The following is a 16,966-nucleotide window of genomic DNA, read 5'->3' as shown; positions in this document are numbered from 1 at the left end:
GTTAGTGGATTCCTCGATCAAACTCCATCCCACGGTCGGCACTCGCCGATTCCGCTGTCGCTCCACCTGGGTCATTCTCTGTTCGACGGTACGACGGCGTGCCGCCATCATTTCCTCCATGTCCACCGCGGGCGGCTGCTTTTTGTGCGACGGCGTGGCCGGCGGCGGCTTTCGGCCCCCATCGGGCGGCGGTCGTCGCGACGCCGGCGCCACCGACGTAGGCTCCAGCGGCGACACCGCCTACGAGTGCTGCGCCTTTCGTTGCACCGCCGACGACTTTGGCCGTCAACGGCGTCGCGTATTTGAACGTCTTCCAGGTGATATAGAGGGCGACCAGTGGGAGGGACGCTGCGACGAGATATTTGAGGAACGCTGTTCCGGGTGTGAGCGTTCCACCGCCGTAGATCAAATCGTACCCCTTGAGGACCATCGCTGCTGGGAGCGGGAGGACAGCCAACGGGACAAACCGTTTGCAGAACCCCATCGCGATATCGGATACGACCGGAATATTTCCGTAGGCTAGTGCAAATGCAATCGGCATTCCGTACAGGTAGACATACAGCAGAATCATCCGGATGTAGAACAGCGCCTCCAACGCCCACATTGAGATTCCACCAATCACGGCGAACAATAGCCCCAGCCCTGGGTTTGTGATGGCTGCACCCAAGAACTGAAGCATTGCCGAGGCTACGGAGGAAAGCTCCGGCATCAGTGCAATAGTGAACCCGTCGACGAGGTAGAGCGTAAGAGTTCCAACCCAATACCACGTAATGATTAGAAAGGCCCCGACCCAGGCCGTCTTCTTCGTTTTTCGGGCTTCGTAGGTACTTCCAATATTGAAGATCCGAACCGTGTGACGACCCTGAACACTCATCACAAGGAGCAAAAGGGCAATCAGCATAATTTCGCCGCCGATGAGAGCATCGTGAATCGCTGGCCAGGGTGCGTTGGTTGGTTCACCGAAGACAAATGCTCCGTTCGTCTCTGGGGTCGGGGTTCCGAACATCTCCTCAGTCAGAGTCTCATACCCCGACCTGAGACCGTCCATGAACAGCCCGATGAACCAATCAACGACGCCTTTGATACCCTCAAGGACGACGTCAATGAGATCAACCATCGTCAGGCCTCCGTGATCGTGACCTCACAGTCAGTCATCTCATCAGACCCGGAATACTGGACATCGTAGGTACTCGTGACCCGATTGCCACTGACTTGAGTCTCGACGATAACCGTGAACTGCCCGCTGTTACCATCTGGGGAACACCCCATTCCGTCCTCACTCTCGGAACCGAACGGGAACGAATTACTGAACAGGTCGGCCGTCTCGCCAGGGGAGACTACTACCCGGTCTATTTCGTGCATTCCACTGCCTCTGGGGTTCTCAATTGGATTGGGAACGTCCCCGGAGAAGATTAGTTCAGTTATCGCTTCCGGACCACTTCCTGTGTTCTCTACCGTGACGAATGCCTCGCCATTCTTGATCCGGTCAGTCTCGCTCTCACCATAGACTTCGTCCCACGGTTTATCTGGATTATTCCGATAGAGTCCAACATCCTGTATCTGCATCTCTGGACGGAGTTCAGTCGTGGTCTCAACTACTGTCTCCTCGCCCTTCAGTGCGACAATCCGGTACTCACCGGGCGCATACGCGGTGCCAATCTCGAATGAGACCTGCTGAGCACCTGCGGCTACGTCACGCTTCCCGAATAGCTCGCCGTTCGGCTGGATGAGGTTGACTTGGTCGACGTCGGCCTCTTCGGAGAGTTCGACGACGAGTGTTGTCCCCTCAATAGTAATACGCGTGAGTGGGCCTTTGCCATCTGGAGAGGTCGTTCCGTCACCAGGCGTCCCAGAGCCGCCATTGTCGTTCAGACAGCCAGCGACGCTTACGAGCGCAGCACCTGCGACTGTTCGGAGGGCGGTTCGCCGACTGATGTGTGGATGGTTTTGAGTCATGGGCTATGGGTTTCGCTGGAAGATGTCTTCTGGACCGAGCATTCGGAGAAGTCGCTTGCCAGCGTAGAACATCACGAAGAACGGGATGAGCTGCCAGCCCACCTCGAAAATGAACGCGAACCAGCCGTCGATGGTGCCGAGCGGATGCCAGCGAGCAGTAGCCGTCGCACTCACATATGCGGGGTCGTGCCCGAGCCACGAGCCTGGGTGATACCGAGCCGTGTAGATGCCCGGCTCGTCGATCGTCACGATCGCCACCCCGGAGGCGTTGGTCTCGACGCGTTGCTCCGCGACGGTGATGTAGCCGTTGCGAGTGTTCCCGCCGATTGGATATCGTCGGTCGGGATCGCTGAGCACGATTGGTGCGCCGGTCTCGTTATCCCGGAGCTCGATGCGGAGTGTGGCCTGGCTTTCGTTCTGCTGGAGCACCTCAACAGTCAGATTACTGCGCCGGAGCTGCCGCTCTGAGCCAGCGTCAGGTGCCACAATCGAGGCGTTCACACCCCGCACGATCCCCGCCACCTGGAGCGCGTCGCGGTCGACGTTCTCCGCGCGAACCGCAACACCGTACGTCGTCGTGTACGACTGGTTGACGATGTCGATGTTGATGTCCTCGCCGAGCGTGCCGTCCGGAGACGGTCGGTCAGTGCCCCAGGTGTCGATGATCTCTGGGCCATCGCGAACTGGTTCGGCACGCGGGCCGATTCGCGACGGGTACGCGTGAACATAGACTGGAATCGCATCCGACTCGACGGTGGCGCTGTCAGTCCGATTCGACCTGACGAGTGTATCCCAGTTGGTGTTCCGAGCGGTGTAGAACCGCCAGACGCCACGCACTCGTGCGCTTCCGTTCTCCGTGAGCGTGTACCCTTGCCACGGTCTGGACTGGAAGATAGCCACACCGGCGTCACCATTGGGATACTCGGCGTAGTAGGGGTACGCCGAGAGGTCGTAGATCTCGACGGCGATCGAATCCGAGACGTTGAGCGACTCGGTACGATACGTGATCTCGACATCGGTCTCGTCGCCTCGGTCGATTCGCGTGGTCTTCTTCAACCGGACGCTGATCTCGGCTTCGAGCGTGAGGTTTGTACTCCAGTCATCCTCGATCTGGTAATCAAGGGCCGGCGTGTGCGAGCCGTCGCGCTCGACGATGGTTTCGCCGTCCTTCTGCAACCGAACCTCCTCGACTTCGCTGCTCGTGAGCGACCACTCGATGGTCGTGTTCCCTGAAGAGCTTCCGTTCGGGACGCGAACACGATAGTCCACGAACCCCCGCATCGTGCCGTTCGGCGCGATATAGAGCGGGGATTCACCCGACTCCAAGTGACCTCGCGTCGACGGCTGCACTGCGAATACCGTGGCGTGGGCGTCCTCGATGAACACCCCGTCTTCGAGCGACGCGTGGCGCGGATGCACGGACGTATCCGACCCACCGGCTTCGAGATCAGCGAAGTCGTTTCGCGTCCACGTTGCAGCTGTCGTCGTCGGGCGCGTGAACGTGATGTCCGTCCCGTTTGCGAGTTGGTGCATCGCGGTCCGGCTCTCGCCGTATCGCTGCTGGTACTCCTCCTGGCTGATGTAGTTGTCCGCGTCGCGAGACCACAGCGTCGCTGATTCATTCTCTGTGAGCCCATTCCCCTCCGTGCCTGGCCGTGGCGGGCTTGCAGTAACGAGACCGGTGACTAGGCTCGTCACGAACAGGGCGGCCATTAGCACGGAGAGCTCTCGTTGTTTCATGGGGGCTCGCGACGGGGTGGTAGTCGCCTACCAGGGGGCGAGGTCGACGCACTGCGCCAGCGGGAGGTTCATCATCGATCCAGCGACGGTGTAGAGTGGCCCGAGCGCGACAAGAACGACCGCAGACTTCATCGCGGAGCGCTTGTGGCGCTTGAGTCCCTTCTTCTGGTCGGGTGTGATCGTGAACATCTCGATAAGGGAGTCAGCCTGCCACACGACTGCGAGGCCGACAATGCCCAGCGCCGTGGTAAGCTGGAAGAAGCCTTCGATCATACCCGGGAGGTTGTCCGCACTGCAGACGGCGTTCGTCTGTGCAGCGGCGGGTTCCACAGCGAACAGGCTCAGGAAGACGATGACGAGTGCCGCCTGCTTGGGGAGCCTACTTGCCGCCGTCGACTGGCTTTCGGCGCGATTCGGAGTCGTTTCGGAGGGAGTGGTGTCCTGTGACATAGTGGGTTACTCCTCTGCGTCGTCGACGAGTGTCTTGAGATCGGCGTATCGATTGGTCTCGGCGACGATTTCGTCTTTGCTGTAGCCCTGTTCGCGGGCCCGTTCGAAAAGGTCTCGAAGCTCGTCGGGATCGACATCCCGAACCGCCATCTCTTCGCGGAGGGCGCGGCGATAGAGGGCCGAGGCGTTGATGTGGTCGTTCCACATCAGGTACAGCTCATCGATGTCTTCGATGGTGACTGACCGTGTAATCATGTGTGCGGGTTCAGGTATGCACCGATTAAATCGTGGTACACGTTGACGTGGTAGTTGTATGTGAGGTAAATACTTTCTGGCTACCAACTGGCGCAAAACTCTAAAGTAAATTATAATCGGAGAGCTCGTTCACCCTGCAAAGGTACCGTTAACCAACAATAGAGTTAGATGCCATTGATTGTTGGTTAAGACTAAATGGCGCTCTACTCGAGTTCCACGACCTCTCCACACCCGTTGTCGAGGATTTCTCGCACCTCGGCCAAGAGTTCCTGACCTTCCTCGTGAAGCCTTGTCCCTTCATCGAGGTCACACTCGTCCGCATCGAGCTGCTCAATGATTTCTTCGACACGGGCCAGCCGATCGTGGATCTCTTGGTCGTTTACCACGCTTAGATCACCCCCAACCAAAGCCCAGTGATGGCCAACAACAGCAACAGCAGCACAGCGATTGCGGCCTTGTAGTAGACCGGCGGGAGCCCCTCGGATGCGGCCGCCTCGTCGACTGCTTCGGCAAGCTCTCGTTCATGTTCGTGCTCCTGCTGGAAGGTTTCGTACGCGGCGTCGAGCTGTTGCTCCAGCGGCTCGATCTCACTCCCAAGGAACTCTTGGCGGGAGTTTACGATATACTCGCCGGCGGCTGTCGGCGTGATCGTCGCGACGTCCGCCACCTGATCCGCGATAAGGCGGTCATCAGTATGTCCAATTGCGGTGACAACCGGGGTATTGGCGGTGAAGATCGCCTCCGCGACCCGCTCGGTGTTGAACGCTTGGAGGTTCGAATCACTCCCACCGCCGCGGCCGACGATGATGGCGTCGACGTCCTCCGAGCGGTCGAGATGGTGGATACCGTTCGCAATGGACATCGGCGCCTCTGACCCCTGGACGGTGGCGTCCTTCACCAGGATGTCGACGGTGGGGTCCTGTCCGTGGATCGCGTTCTGGATGTCGTACCGGGCATCTCCTCGAAGGGACGTGACGACACCGACCCGCTCCGGGAACGCAGGCGGCTGTTGTTTCTGCTCGTCGTCGAACCAGCCACGCTCTTCGAGTTCGCTTCGCAGTCGCTCGACGGCAGCCGCCTGGTCGCCGTCGCCGACGACGATCACCTCCCACGGCTTGAGGTCGATTTTCCCACCCTCTGTCCAGTAGTCGATATCGCCTTCGAGGATGACCTCCGTCCCGTCCTCGAGGTCAGCGTCCATCTTCTGATAGCGGTTCGCCCAGAGCATACAGGGAAGCTCGGCGTTACCGTCTGTCAGGGTGAAATAGAGGGCGGTACTGTTCTGGTGGAGATCCGTGACCTCGCCAATACAACGGACGCCGTTGAGGGCAGGCGTGTCCTGGACGACCGATGCAATTCGGTCGTTCAGCTCTTGGACTGAAAGAACATTCCCGGACAGGGCATCATCTACCTCTCGTTCGGCATCAGCCATCGCACTAACTTAAGACGGAGAGAGCAGATTCAAAAATGTACCCCTCAGTGCCAGTGTACCCTGCCAACTGTTCTGTGTCCTTGAATTACTCTAGTAACCCGAGATCAGTCAGCCGGTTTTCGATCACTGTAAGCGCTTGTTCAGCATCGTCAAGCTGTTTTCCGCCCGTGATGACGAGCTTGCCACTCCCGAAGAGGAGTGCGACGACGTCTGGGTCGTCAAGCCGGTAGACGAGCCCCGGGAACTGCTCTGGTTCGTATTCGATGTGTTCGAGACCTAGGCCGATCGCAATCGCATTCAAATTGAGTGTGTGGTCGAGGTCCCCACTTGAGACAATATTTTGGATTTCGATATCTGGGGTGGTAGCGACATCGACACCCAATTCACGGAGTTCGTCGAAGACGTATTCCAACGCAGTCGTCACATTGTCGACGCTTTTTGCACCCGTACAGACGACTTTCCCCGAGCGGAAAATGAGCGCTGCGGCTTTGGGATCGTGCATCCGATACACGAGTCCAGGGAAGTTATCGGGGTCGTAGTCGGTGGCCCCTAAATCCTCAGAAAGTGTTTCGAGATCGAGTTCTTGACCGATATCGGACGACGCAACCACATTCTCGACTTGAATTGATTCGGCTGTGACACTCATGGGAGTACCTTCCAATCACAACCCCCTTAAAACGGGGAGTGACTTCGAGCGTTGGTGTAGTTCCTTCCGAATTAGAGGTCGCGGGGCTGGACCGTCTTCCGGTCGTTGGCCTCGGCACGCTCTGCGGCGTCGTCGAGCAGTTCGGCGACCTCTTCGTTGAGGGCGTCGTAGAAATCTGCCGAGACGTTGTGGTCCGAGAGTGCGTCCTTCACGGCTGCTTTGACGATGAGGTCAGAGATTCCATCGCGGACTTCTCGTGTCTATGTTATAAAGGTTCGAACTCTCGGTTTTGTCATTCTGTGTGTCAGCGAGTAACACAACAGGAAGATACGGAAAATCAATGCGCCAGTGTTGACCGTGGCGATAGCCGGCCCCATCTCAGACTTACGCCCACAGCTGGCGACAAGACGAATTATTCCTAGGGCAAATTATAAACTTAGCCCCGTCTAATTTCTCTCTAATGCTGAGCGCCATCATGGAGGACTATCTCAAAGCAATCTATTACCTCCAGGACGAAACGGATGAACGGGTGCGGACCTCGACGCTCGCTGAGCATATGGATGTAGAACAACCGTCAGTCACCAGTATGGTGAAAAAATTGGCCGAGCGCGATTTTGTCCATTACGAACCCTACAAGGGCGTTGTACTCACAGACACTGGAGTTCCTGTCGCGCTCGAAATTATTCGCCACCATCGGCTCTTAGAACGATACCTGACGGAGCGCCTTGAGTACGATTGGGCTGAGGTACACGACGAAGCCGATCGCCTCGAACACCATATCAGTAGTCAATTTGCCGACAGAATTGCAGAGCAGTTAGGGAATCCGGCAGTTGACCCACATGGCGACCCGATTCCCACAGCGGATCTGGACGTTTCACCGCTACAATCCGGTGAAACCCTCGCTGATCAGCAGGTTGGCGACAAGGTTCGAATCGAACGGGTGCCAGACAATGACCCAGATCTACTCCGGTACCTGTCTGAACACGGGATTACCCCAACAACTGTTGTCGAAATTGTTGAGACTACCTCATTTGGGATGGTGACGCTTGATCCCGATGGCACCGACGAACGAGTTGCACTCCCAGAAGAAGTGTCCCGATCCATATCCGCTCAAACGCTCACTGGGGCTTCAAACTAAACTGATGATTCTCCATTAGCGAAGTGATTGGTTTAGACTCAATCTAAGTTTAGATAGGTCTAATTTATATATTGGGTGGTACAATAGACGTGTATGGGTACGCGAAGGCTTGACCAGCGGAGGAGATCATGCCATCGATAGATTACAGTAGCGCAGCAGACGTCACAGAACGCCTCGAGCAGCAACTGGTTGAATCACTCACCGGTGATACGAGTGTCAGTCGCCGCACAGTCCTTGGCGGTCTTGGTGTTGCCGGGAGTGCAGCAGTCGGACTCGGTAGTTCTCGGGCAAGTGCCTCATCCGATCATGACGATGAGGATGAACACGGTAACTTCGGTGCGGTGGGTGAATACCGAGATTTGGATTTCGACCCTCACGAGTTCCTCACCGCGTTCAATACCGGAGAGAGCGGACAGGATAACGTTCCCCAACAGGTCTACGAAGAGGACGGCCAAACCGTACGGGAATTCGAGTTTACTGCCGTCGACACGACGATCACGATTGCGCCGGGTGTCGAGTTTCAAGCGTGGGCGTACAACGGCCAGGTACCGGGCCCGACGATCCGCGCCGTCGAAGGTGACCTGATCCGCGTGAAGTTCACCAATCTGGGACGACACGCACACACGATTCATCCACACCTGAAGAACCTCAACCCGCGAATGGACGGGATTCCCCAGAATGGACCGGGCGTCCTCGATACGGGTGAGTCGTTCACCTACGAGTGGATCGCCCAGCCCGCCGGTACTCACTTCTATCACTGTCACTCGCTTCCACTGAAAGAACACATCCACCGTGGACTCTACGGCACGATCATTGTCGATCCGGACCCCGAACGCGTCAGGGAGAATCCACGCGACTACGTCAACTACCCTGGCCCAATTACCGACGACATGCGGACGCGGTTCGTCGAAGAGGCGAAGAGCCGGAACCACGAGTACGCCGAAAACGACGCCGTCAACGAGATGGTCATGGTGATGAATTCGTTCGACACCAACTTCGACGGCGGGAACGAGGTCTACGCGGCGAACACACGGGCGTTCGCATACGGGATCGGTAGTACCGACGGCACCGGCAACTGGACGGCGGGCGAGACGAAGCGTCCCATCCAGATCGACAAGAACGAACGGCAACGCGTCTATCTCTCCAATGCGACTGAGTTCGACCTCATCAACTCGTTCCACACGCACTCGCAGTTCTTCGATTACTATGACCACGGGACGACGCTGACACCGACGCGCAAGACCGTGGACACGATCATGCAGACGCAGGCGCAACGCGGTATCATCGAGCTCGACTACTCGGATCACGAACCCGGGCTGTACATGTTCCACGCCCACCAGTCCGAGTTCGCCGAACTCGGCTGGATGAGCTTCTTTGAGGTGATCTAACATGGCGGATAAGACACAAAAACCGACGCCAGACGGTGGTGTATCTACTGAAAACGAGGTCACACAGCCGCTCGGACTACCGCGATGGGTCAGCGCGATACTCCCGATCGTGTTGCTCGTGCTCGTCTTGGGTGTGTTCGCGTTCACGTCACCACTCGCGAGTATTCAGAGCCAGAGTGGTGAACCGCTTCCCGACGTGACGATCACGCACACGACGCTTCCGAGCGACGAAACGGTCGTGTTACATGTAACGAACAACGGGCCCGATTCCGTGACGATAGCACAGGTCCTCGTCGATGAGGCCTACTGGAATTTTCAGGTAGAAGGAGCTGGTGGCGACCAAACGCTCGCCCCAATGGAAAGCGCACAGATCGTGATCCCGTATCACTGGAATCCGGGGTGGGATCTCAACGTCGCCCTCGTACTCTCTGACGGAGCGACATTCGAGAATACGATCGTCGCTCCGAGTCAGGCACCCGGATTCAGCCTCAGTCTGCTCTGGACGCTTGCAGTCATCGGGCTGTTCGTCGGTGTGATCCCGGTCGCATTAGGGATGCTGTGGTTCCCCTACATCAAGACGATGAGCGATCGATGGCTGCACGCCGTGCTCTTGTTCGCGGCCGGCGTCCTCGGTTTCTTGGCGTTCGACGCCGGATTCGAGGCGTTCGAACTCGCTCAACGAGTTCCGGGCGCGTACGAGGGCAACCTCTTGGTCGTCTTCGGGATCCTCGGCGCGCTCACTCTCGTTCAGGCAATCAGCGCGTGGCGCAAAGGCCGTGTCGCCGCCGGTGACAGTCGGGCGAGTAGCGGTCTCTGGATCGCCTATCTGGTCGCGGTCGGGATCGGCCTGCACAACCTCGCGGAAGGACTGGCGATCGGGAGTTCGTTCGCACTCGGACGTGTGTCGCTCGGCGCGTTCCTCGTGATCGGGTTCATGCTCCACAACGTGACGGAAGGCCCGGCCGTCGTTGCACCGGTCGCCCGCGGAGAGCGCCCGTCGTTCAGACACTTCGCCGCGCTCGGCGTCATCGCCGGTTCCCCCGTCATCCTCGGCGGGTGGATCGGTAGTCTCGCGTACTCACCGACGATCGGTGCCTTCTTCCTCGCGATCGGGGTTGGTGCGATCCTACAGGTCAACTGGGAGATCGCGGGTATGGTTCGGGATGCAGGCGGTCGGGTGGCCAGCGCCACGAACCTGCTCGCGTTCCTGCTCGGCCTCGGCGTGATGTACGTGACCGACCTCTTCGTAGTGCTCTAATCGGCACCACCCATCTCTGTGTCAATGTCACCCGAATTCTACGATCGGCGAACGGTGTTGCGACTCAGCACTGCCACCCTAGCGATGCTTAGCACGGCTGGGTGTCTGGGCGGACAGTCCTCGGCGGCCCAGACCGTCACGATGCCCGGCGACCTCAGATTTGAGCCGAAGATCGCGACGATCGAACCTAGCGAGACGGTTACGTGGACGAACGAGAGTGACATCGATCACACGGTCACAGCGTATGAAGACGAGATTCCAGACGAAGCCGCGTACTTCGCAAGTGGTGGCTTTGAATCAGAGCGGGCTGCGAGGAATCGGGTCACCGAGGGGCTCATCGCTCCGGGTGAAAATTACGAGTATACGTTTGAGGAACCAGGCACGTACAGGTACTTTTGTATCCCACACGAGGGGTCTGGAATGATCGGGACAGTTCGGGTAAAGTAATCGAAGAATCAAGTTCTCGTTACGGCGAAGGGTCACGTGATCGTGGGCCCACTCGCTATCGTAACGAGGAGACGATGATGAGCCCAATGAATACCACTGGTGATGTGGTCAGCGTCGGTCTCATCGTGTATTGAGTCCGTACGCATCTCCTCGGGTTCAAACACGGCGAGTATCGAGCAATCCAGACTTTGGTCCGGGGGATGGGACGAATTAACGGTTGAGTTAATAATCCAATACAGTTATTTTATTAGAGATTATCATAATATGGGGTTTTAATAGCAGCTGATTTAATAAGTCTGTAGTAGCTAGCAGTACGTAATGACCTCACCTAACGAGGAATCCCACGACGGAAGTGGTGAACTACCGGATCATACCCACAACCACGGAGAGGATTCTCACAAGCAGGGTCATACACATGACCATGATCACGAGCACATCCAGCACACAGGACAAGATGGTGATGACGTTACCTCATCGATAGACCAGGGAGACGTTGCACAATTCTCCGTCCCGGAGATGGATTGCCCGTCCTGTGCAAAAAAGGTCGAAAACAGCGTCGAAAAACTGGACGGAATCCAGAGCGTCGACCCGCAAGTGGCAACAGGGACATTGACCGTTTCGTACGACGACGAGCAAACGAGTGCCACCGCGATCGAAGATCGGGTTGAAAAGGCCGGATACACCGTGGAGAACACCGGCGAGGTCACCTCGAAATTCACGGTTTCAGAAATGGATTGTCCGTCGTGTGCGGGCAAAATCGAAAACGCTCTTGACAGAGTCGGTGGAGTGACCACTTACGAGACGAAGCCGACGACCGGAACCGTCGTTGTCACGTACGATTCGTCGAGGGCTGGGGAAGCTGACGTCATCGACGCGATCGAAAGCGCTGGGTATGAGGTCACGGATACGACAGGCGACAAATCAGAACGTCAGGAAGCGGGCGGAGGGCGCGAGAGTATCTGGACGAGTTCGCGCGCACTCAAGACGTGGGTGAGCGGTGGATTCGTCGCCCTCGGCTTACTCTTCGAATTCTTCTTGACCGGCCAGAATGTACAGATTGCAGGTCTTTTTGGTACGGAGCTACTGGTTGCCGACGTCCTGTTCCTGATTGCTGTAGCCACCGGCGGCCAGGAAATCCTTCGCAACGGCTACTACTCGGCGCGAAATCTGAACCTCGATATCGACTTCCTGATGTCGGTGGCTATCCTCGGAGCACTCGTTGCGAGCCTCGCATTCGGCGAGGCACTCTACTTCGAGGCCGCCACCCTCGCGTTCCTGTTCAGCATCGCGGAACTGCTGGAGCGGTACTCGATGGACCGTGCCCGAAACTCCCTCCGCGAGCTAATGGATCTCTCACCGGATGAAGCGACCGTCAAGCGGAACGGGAGCACGGAGACGATTCCCGTCGACGAGGTCGCAGTTGGTGACATCGTCGTCGTCAAGCCAGGGGAGAAAATCCCGATGGACGGAAGCGTCGTCGACGGTGAAAGCGCCGTCAACCAGGCACCTATCACGGGTGAAAGCGTCCCTGTCGACAAGACGACTGGCGACGAAGTGTACGCCGGCACCATCAACGAGGAGGGGTATCTCGAGGTGGAGGTCACCTCCGAGGCCGGCGATAACACGCTCTCCCGAATCGTGGAGATGGTCGAAGATGCACAGTCGAATAAGACAGAGCGCGAGCAGTTCGTCGAGCGCTTCTCGACGTACTACACGCCAGTGGTCGTCGTCTTCGCTATCCTGACGACACTAGCAAGCCCGTACATCCTCGGCACAACCTGGTCCACGGCCGTCGTCTACGGGCTGACCTTACTGGTCCTGGCCTGCCCGTGTGCGTTTGTCATCTCGACGCCCGTCTCGGTGGTGTCGGGAATTACGAGCGCCGCGAAGAACGGCGTCCTGATCAAAGGCGGCAATCACCTCGAAGCGATGGGAGCCGTCGACGTCGTCGCGTTCGACAAGACGGGAACCCTCACCAAAGGTGAACTCACCGTCACCGACGTCGTTCCCTTGAACGGGAACTCGGAGGAGGACGTGCTCCGGTGTGCACGCGGGCTCGAGCAACGGAGTGAACACCCCATCGGCGAGGCAATCGTCGCCGAAGCCGGCAGCGCAGGGGTTGCCGAGCGCGAGGTTGATGACTTCGAGAGCATCACCGGAAAGGGTGTTCGCGCCGATCTCGACGGGACTCCTCACTTCGCAGGCAAGCCGGGTCTGTTTGAGGAGTTAGAGTTCGACCTGTCGCACGTTCACGCGACGACCGAGGGTGGCGTCGTGACGCAGACAGCCCGACAGATGTGTGACCGGAACAACTGTCTCGATCTCCTCGAAGAGACCGTTCCCGAACTCCAAGCAGAAGGCAAGACCGTCGTTCTCGTTGGGACCGAAGACGAACTCGAAGGCGTCATCGCGGTTGCCGACGAGATTCGGCCGGAAGCGAAGCGAACGGTGGCGCGACTGAAGCAGCTCGGTGTTGCCCGAACGGTGATGCTGACGGGTGACAACGAGCGGACTGCCCGCGCGATCGCCGAGCAGGTCGGCGTCGACGAGTACCAGGCCGAATTACTCCCCGAGGACAAGGTGACGGCGATCGAGGAGCTCGTCGACGAGTACGACGGCGTTGCGATGGTCGGTGACGGCATCAACGACGCCCCGGCACTCGCGACGGCGACGGTGGGCGTTGCGATGGGCGCGGCCGGGACGGACACCGCGTTAGAGACGGCCGACATCGCCCTGATGGGCGACGACCTCGCGAAGCTCCCGTACCTCTACGAACTCGCGAACGACGCGAACGGCGTCATCCGACAGAACATCTGGGCGAGTCTCGGAGTGAAGGCTGGACTGGCGCTCGCGGTCCCCTTCGGATACGTTCCGATCTGGCTCGCCGTCCTCGCCGGAGACGCCGGCATGACGACCGCGGTGACCGGAAACGCGATGCGACTCTCGCGGATCCGTCCTGCGACTGACGATAGAGACGCGGTGGCCGACAGCTAACCACTCTTCACTGGTCGAGACGATGTCCCTCCATACGCACGAGCACGACGACGAGGACCGGCGTCAGACGACAGAGCAGAGTACTCGACGGTTGGCGTTCGTGGCCGTTATCAACTTCGTCGGCTTCGCCGTCGAGCTGGCTGGTGGACTCCTGTTCGGTTCGGTGGCGCTCATCAGCGACGCACTCCACATGCTGTTCGACATGCTTGCGTACGCGATGGCGTTCGGGGCGAGCTACACCGCCGAACGATTCCAGGGCGGTGAGGCGTGGTCGTACGGTCTCCACCGACTGGAGCCGGTTGCGGCCTTCCTGAACGGGGTCTTGCTCCTTCCAATGGTCGGATACATCGTCTGGAAGTCCTACCAGCGGTTCCTTGAGCCGGTAGCGATCAATCCGGAGTTGACGCTGATCATCGCGACGGGTGGACTGCTGGTAAACATCGGCTCCGTGTACGTGTTACAAGGTGATAAGATGAGCCTCAACGAACGGGGCGCGTTCTACCACCTGCTCGGAGACGCCGGTGGCTCTGTTGCGGTAATCGTCTCGACTGTCGCTGTCGCAGTGTTCGATCTCCCCATCGCAGACCCTATGGCGGCCGTAGTCATCGGGCTGGTGGTGCTCGCGTCGGCCGGGAACGTTCTCCGGGAAAGCACCTCGATCCTGTTGGAACGGAGCCCGGTGTCGTCAGAAGAGCTTCAGGATGAATTGACGACACTCGACGGCGTCGACCAGGTTGAGGACCTCCACGTCTGGCAGGTGTGTAGTCAACTCACCGTCGCAACCGTCCGGCTCATCGAGACAGCGACCACTCTCGAAGAACAACGAGAGATCCGGGCGCGAGTTCACGATCATCTCACGGATCGAAGAATCGATCACGCAACCGTCGAGGTCGTCGGGCGTGCCGACCCCGATACCGACCCTGTCGGTACGACGAATCACTCCCACTAACGATGGCTCACGCAGCACCCAATCGAATGTTCGAAGTGTTAGACGAGACGAACGAAAAGATCGTTGCGATTCGCGTCGGGCGGGGGTCGAGAGCAGGCTATCGAGAGTTGTACTCGCTACTCGTCGAAAAAAGTGACCAGCACGGACGCATCCATGTGTACGAGGAAGTTCCGAACTGGACGTTCGGGACGTTTCTCACACATCTCCACGGGGTGATTCCCGATCTCCGGTACGGCCCTGACTTCGATATCGACCGGTACGCCGCAGTCGGCGATTCGAGGTGGGCGACGCTGCTCTTTGACTGGTGGCGTGTCATCCGGCCGATCTGGCCGGTCGCGCCCGACGAGATGCGATATTTCGACAGTATCGAGCGCGAGAGAGCGCTCGACTGGCTTTCCGAGAAGGGATGAGTGACAGATAGGCTTCGGTTCCCGTACCGCAAACAGCACGTTCTCGCCCCGGAAGATTGGCATCCCAGCGGATGAGATACGTCTCTGCCGTGAGTTTCGATGAGGAATCAACAGTTCCACCGTAGTACGGCAAGCGAGAAGTGGTCACACGACTGCGAGGAGCGCATCCGAAGCGGCGCTGACGATCGCCTCCCAGAGGCTGTTGTGACCGAACACCGCTTCCGGGCCGGTCGCTATCCCTAAGATCGTATCCACCCCAAAGAACGCAAACAGTGCCGCGCCGGCGTAGTGGGCCTTCCGGACGTCGAAGCGGTGTGAGAACGTGTGGAAGAAGTACGCGTTCGCAAGGCTCACCGGGATGATGACCAACATTTCACCCGCCCAGATCGCGGCACTAGCCCCGTACTGTGCCGCCAGCCCGATGGTGACAAGCTGGGTCTTATCGCCGAACTCCCCAGCAGCCATCATCGCGAAGATGGTGAGAAATTCGCCCAGTTGCCCGCCGATCGTGTAGCCGAACGCTTCGAACTCCGGGTTGATATCCGTGATTCGTGTCCCGACGACGCCACCATCCGTCTGTGTGCCGCTCTCGACTGGGACAGTATGGCTGCCAGGTGCTGACCGGACGAGTAACACCGCGAACAGCAGGAAGAGCGCCGCCGTAATCCCGTCGAGGACGACGCCCGGGAGCGCCTGCTGGAGCGCCTGGCCGAACAGGATCTCGAGGACGGTCCAGCCCGCGAATGCCGTCCCGGCCGCCGCGACAACCAGCAGTGGCTTGAACCGGGTCGACAGTCCGGCGATAATGAACTGGACTTTCTCCCCTGGCAGTACGGTGAGCTGTGCGATGGCCGCGATTACGACGATCTCCAGAAATGGCGTCATGCGTCACCCCGGTGCTCAACGCTACCCGAGTCGTCGGCGTCGTTCACGGGGGTCACTCGGATCGACGTCGCAACCCCTTCGGGAATGGCTTGCTCAGTATCGTCGACAGCGAGAGTAAGCATTCCGAACGGGGCGATGTCAACAATACGGACAGCTGTGCCCGGCGTGATCCCGACGTCGGCCAAGTATGCGAGGTCGTTCTCGTTGCGATCGCTAACGCGAGTGATGACCACTCGATCGCCGACCTCACAGGCTGACAGGGGTGTCATCGGGTCCTGATTCGGCGGCTCTAGGTCTTCGCTTGGAATCGGATCGCCGTGGGGGTCTCGCCGGGGGTTTTCGAGTGTCTCGGCGAGCCGCCGTTCGAACTCCTCGCTGATGTGGTGTTCGAGTCTGTCGGCTTCCTCGTGGACCTGTTCCCAAGGGTAATCGAGGTGGTCGGCCAGATAGGTTTCGAGGAGCCGGTGATGCCGGAGTACTTCGACCGCAACGGTTTTGCCGTCGTCGGTGAGTTCGCTTCCATGGTACGGTTCGCGTGCGATCAGTCCCTGCGCTTCAAGTCGGTCAAGCGTACTCGTAACCGTCGCCTGTGCCTTATCGAGCCGATCGGCAATATCAGATGTTGACACCGGTGGACCCGCTTCCTGCTGGAGGTGGTAGATCGTTTTGAGGGTGTCCTCAACTACTGGACTCGAATCCATTTAGACCGTTATTTAGACCCATCTAATTTAATACTTGGGGATCATTGAGAGAGTCGGTTACATCAATTTTCTGTAATTGTGATAATAGAGTTCATCGGCCTTGTTTGGACGCTTCTGAATTGGTTGGTTAGTGGCTCTGTTGGGGTCAACAGGATCTGTCCGTGAGTGCCTCTCAATCCGCTTTGGTGGTTTGGATAGAGACCGGAAACGGTGATTCCACCGCGTCTAAACAAGCCCGAGTTCATCTTATCGCAGCAGGCGAAGTAGGTGTATCAAAATGAAGTTGGTGAAAAGAGGTTAACCGTCTCTGGGGGTGA

General features: G+C 58.4%; 18 protein-coding genes. 7 read left to right on the top strand and 11 right to left on the bottom strand.

All coding sequences use genetic code 11. The features are described 5' to 3' along the window. Position 1: 1 nt before the first annotated feature. From EP28_RS09090 to EP28_RS09050, 9 genes are all read right to left on the bottom strand, one after another. Positions 2-1,117 carry a TrbL/VirB6 family protein gene (locus EP28_RS09090; protein ID WP_049983719.1) on the bottom strand — a complete coding sequence of 372 codons (1,116 nt, stop codon included), beginning with the start codon at positions 1,115-1,117 and terminating at the stop codon, positions 2-4. A 2-nt stretch (positions 1,118-1,119) separates the two neighbouring features. Next, positions 1,120-1,956, bottom strand: coding sequence for a hypothetical protein (locus EP28_RS09085; RefSeq protein ID WP_049983718.1), 837 nt, complete (start codon positions 1,954-1,956; stop codon positions 1,120-1,122). A gap of 3 nt (positions 1,957-1,959) precedes the next feature. Continuing rightward, positions 1,960-3,696 carry a DUF8186 domain-containing protein gene (locus EP28_RS09080; protein ID WP_049983717.1) on the bottom strand — a complete coding sequence of 579 codons (1,737 nt, stop codon included), beginning with the start codon at positions 3,694-3,696 and terminating at the stop codon, positions 1,960-1,962. Between the two features lie 27 nt (positions 3,697-3,723). Further along, positions 3,724-4,146, bottom strand: a complete 423-nt coding sequence (locus tag EP28_RS09075) for a DUF7985 family protein (protein ID WP_049983716.1) — start codon at positions 4,144-4,146, stop codon at positions 3,724-3,726. A 6-nt stretch (positions 4,147-4,152) separates the two neighbouring features. Continuing rightward, positions 4,153-4,401 (bottom strand): hypothetical protein, encoded by a 249-nt coding sequence (locus tag EP28_RS09070; RefSeq protein ID WP_049983715.1) that lies wholly within the window; start codon positions 4,399-4,401, stop codon positions 4,153-4,155. A gap of 203 nt (positions 4,402-4,604) precedes the next feature. Beyond that, positions 4,605-4,787, bottom strand: a complete 183-nt coding sequence (gene xseB / locus EP28_RS09065; protein ID WP_049983714.1) for an exodeoxyribonuclease VII small subunit — start codon at positions 4,785-4,787, stop codon at positions 4,605-4,607. Between the two features lie 2 nt (positions 4,788-4,789). Beyond that, the gene (xseA, locus tag EP28_RS09060; RefSeq protein WP_049983713.1) at positions 4,790-5,833 is read right to left on the bottom strand and encodes an exodeoxyribonuclease VII large subunit; all 1,044 of its coding nucleotides are present in this window, start codon (positions 5,831-5,833) and stop codon (positions 4,790-4,792) included. Between the two features lie 85 nt (positions 5,834-5,918). Beyond that, on the bottom strand, positions 5,919-6,479 hold the full coding sequence (locus EP28_RS09055) for a TATA-box-binding protein (RefSeq protein WP_049983712.1): 561 nt from the start codon (positions 6,477-6,479) through the stop codon (positions 5,919-5,921). Positions 6,480-6,550: 71 nt separating this feature from the next. After that, a complete protein-coding gene (locus tag EP28_RS09050) occupies positions 6,551-6,718 on the bottom strand; it encodes a DNA-binding protein (protein WP_004048632.1) in 168 nt (55 codons plus the stop codon). Positions 6,719-6,939: 221 nt separating this feature from the next. On the opposite strand from EP28_RS09050, the gene EP28_RS09045 reads away from it, so the two are divergent. The 7 genes from EP28_RS09045 to EP28_RS09015 all read left to right on the top strand — a co-directional run bounded on the left by EP28_RS09045 (position 6,940) and on the right by EP28_RS09015 (position 15,063). Further along, complete coding sequence (locus EP28_RS09045) at positions 6,940-7,617, top strand: metal-dependent transcriptional regulator (RefSeq protein ID WP_049983711.1); 678 nt, start codon at positions 6,940-6,942, stop codon at positions 7,615-7,617. 128 nt (positions 7,618-7,745) lie between these two features. Beyond that, complete coding sequence (locus EP28_RS09040; protein ID WP_049983710.1) at positions 7,746-9,005, top strand: multicopper oxidase domain-containing protein; 1,260 nt, start codon at positions 7,746-7,748, stop codon at positions 9,003-9,005. A gap of 1 nt (position 9,006) precedes the next feature. Continuing rightward, positions 9,007-10,263: a ZIP family metal transporter gene (locus EP28_RS09035; protein WP_049983709.1), complete on the top strand. Its 1,257-nt coding sequence runs from the start codon at positions 9,007-9,009 to the stop codon at positions 10,261-10,263. A gap of 84 nt (positions 10,264-10,347) precedes the next feature. After that, positions 10,348-10,710 carry a cupredoxin domain-containing protein gene (locus EP28_RS09030; protein WP_230455306.1) on the top strand — a complete coding sequence of 121 codons (363 nt, stop codon included), beginning with the start codon at positions 10,348-10,350 and terminating at the stop codon, positions 10,708-10,710. A 318-nt stretch (positions 10,711-11,028) separates the two neighbouring features. Then, on the top strand, positions 11,029-13,704 hold the full coding sequence (locus EP28_RS09025; RefSeq protein ID WP_121564801.1) for a heavy metal translocating P-type ATPase: 2,676 nt from the start codon (positions 11,029-11,031) through the stop codon (positions 13,702-13,704). A 22-nt stretch (positions 13,705-13,726) separates the two neighbouring features. Beyond that, complete coding sequence (locus tag EP28_RS09020) at positions 13,727-14,653, top strand: cation diffusion facilitator family transporter (RefSeq protein ID WP_049983707.1); 927 nt, start codon at positions 13,727-13,729, stop codon at positions 14,651-14,653. Between the two features lie 2 nt (positions 14,654-14,655). Next, a complete protein-coding gene (locus EP28_RS09015) occupies positions 14,656-15,063 on the top strand; it encodes a SpoIIAA family protein (RefSeq protein ID WP_230455305.1) in 408 nt (135 codons plus the stop codon). A 144-nt stretch (positions 15,064-15,207) separates the two neighbouring features. Here EP28_RS09015 and EP28_RS09010 read toward each other — a convergent pair whose 3' ends face one another. Together EP28_RS09010 and EP28_RS09005 are read right to left on the bottom strand one after the other, a co-directional pair. Then, complete coding sequence (locus EP28_RS09010) at positions 15,208-15,948, bottom strand: TMEM165/GDT1 family protein (protein WP_049983705.1); 741 nt, start codon at positions 15,946-15,948, stop codon at positions 15,208-15,210. Further along, positions 15,945-16,649, bottom strand: a complete 705-nt coding sequence (locus tag EP28_RS09005; RefSeq protein WP_049983704.1) for a metal-dependent transcriptional regulator — start codon at positions 16,647-16,649, stop codon at positions 15,945-15,947. The genes EP28_RS09010 and EP28_RS09005 overlap by 4 nt, the downstream gene beginning before the upstream one ends. Positions 16,650-16,966 lie beyond the last annotated feature (317 nt).

The sequence above is a fragment of the Halorubrum sp. BV1 genome, from assembly GCF_000746205.1.
Taxonomy (GTDB): Archaea; Halobacteriota; Halobacteria; order Halobacteriales; family Haloferacaceae; genus Halorubrum.
The sequence above is the reverse complement of the archived record's forward strand: the minus strand, read 5'-3'. Positions and strand labels throughout refer to the sequence as shown.

Bases quoted from the DNA above. Each gene is read 5' to 3' on its own strand.
- EP28_RS09045 (WP_049983711.1), top strand. From the start codon at position 6,940: ATGCTGAGCGCCATCATGGAGGACTATCTCAAAGCAATCTATTACCTC.
- EP28_RS09035 (WP_049983709.1), top strand. From the start codon at position 9,007: ATGGCGGATAAGACACAAAAACCGACGCCAGACGGTGGTGTATCTACT.
- EP28_RS09005 (WP_049983704.1), bottom strand. From the start codon at position 16,649: ATGGATTCGAGTCCAGTAGTTGAGGACACCCTCAAAACGATCTACCAC.
- EP28_RS09020 (WP_049983707.1), top strand. From the start codon at position 13,727: ATGTCCCTCCATACGCACGAGCACGACGACGAGGACCGGCGTCAGACG.
- EP28_RS09055 (WP_049983712.1), bottom strand. From the start codon at position 6,479: ATGAGTGTCACAGCCGAATCAATTCAAGTCGAGAATGTGGTTGCGTCG.
- EP28_RS09070 (WP_049983715.1), bottom strand. From the start codon at position 4,401: ATGATTACACGGTCAGTCACCATCGAAGACATCGATGAGCTGTACCTG.
- EP28_RS09025 (WP_121564801.1), top strand. From the start codon at position 11,029: ATGACCTCACCTAACGAGGAATCCCACGACGGAAGTGGTGAACTACCG.
- EP28_RS09090 (WP_049983719.1), bottom strand. From the start codon at position 1,117: ATGGTTGATCTCATTGACGTCGTCCTTGAGGGTATCAAAGGCGTCGTT.
- xseA (WP_049983713.1), bottom strand. From the start codon at position 5,833: ATGGCTGATGCCGAACGAGAGGTAGATGATGCCCTGTCCGGGAATGTT.
- EP28_RS09075 (WP_049983716.1), bottom strand. From the start codon at position 4,146: ATGTCACAGGACACCACTCCCTCCGAAACGACTCCGAATCGCGCCGAA.
- EP28_RS09080 (WP_049983717.1), bottom strand. From the start codon at position 3,696: ATGAAACAACGAGAGCTCTCCGTGCTAATGGCCGCCCTGTTCGTGACG.
- EP28_RS09015 (WP_230455305.1), top strand. From the start codon at position 14,656: ATGGCTCACGCAGCACCCAATCGAATGTTCGAAGTGTTAGACGAGACG.
- EP28_RS09040 (WP_049983710.1), top strand. From the start codon at position 7,746: ATGCCATCGATAGATTACAGTAGCGCAGCAGACGTCACAGAACGCCTC.
- EP28_RS09085 (WP_049983718.1), bottom strand. From the start codon at position 1,956: ATGACTCAAAACCATCCACACATCAGTCGGCGAACCGCCCTCCGAACA.
- EP28_RS09030 (WP_230455306.1), top strand. From the start codon at position 10,348: ATGCTTAGCACGGCTGGGTGTCTGGGCGGACAGTCCTCGGCGGCCCAG.
- EP28_RS09010 (WP_049983705.1), bottom strand. From the start codon at position 15,948: ATGACGCCATTTCTGGAGATCGTCGTAATCGCGGCCATCGCACAGCTC.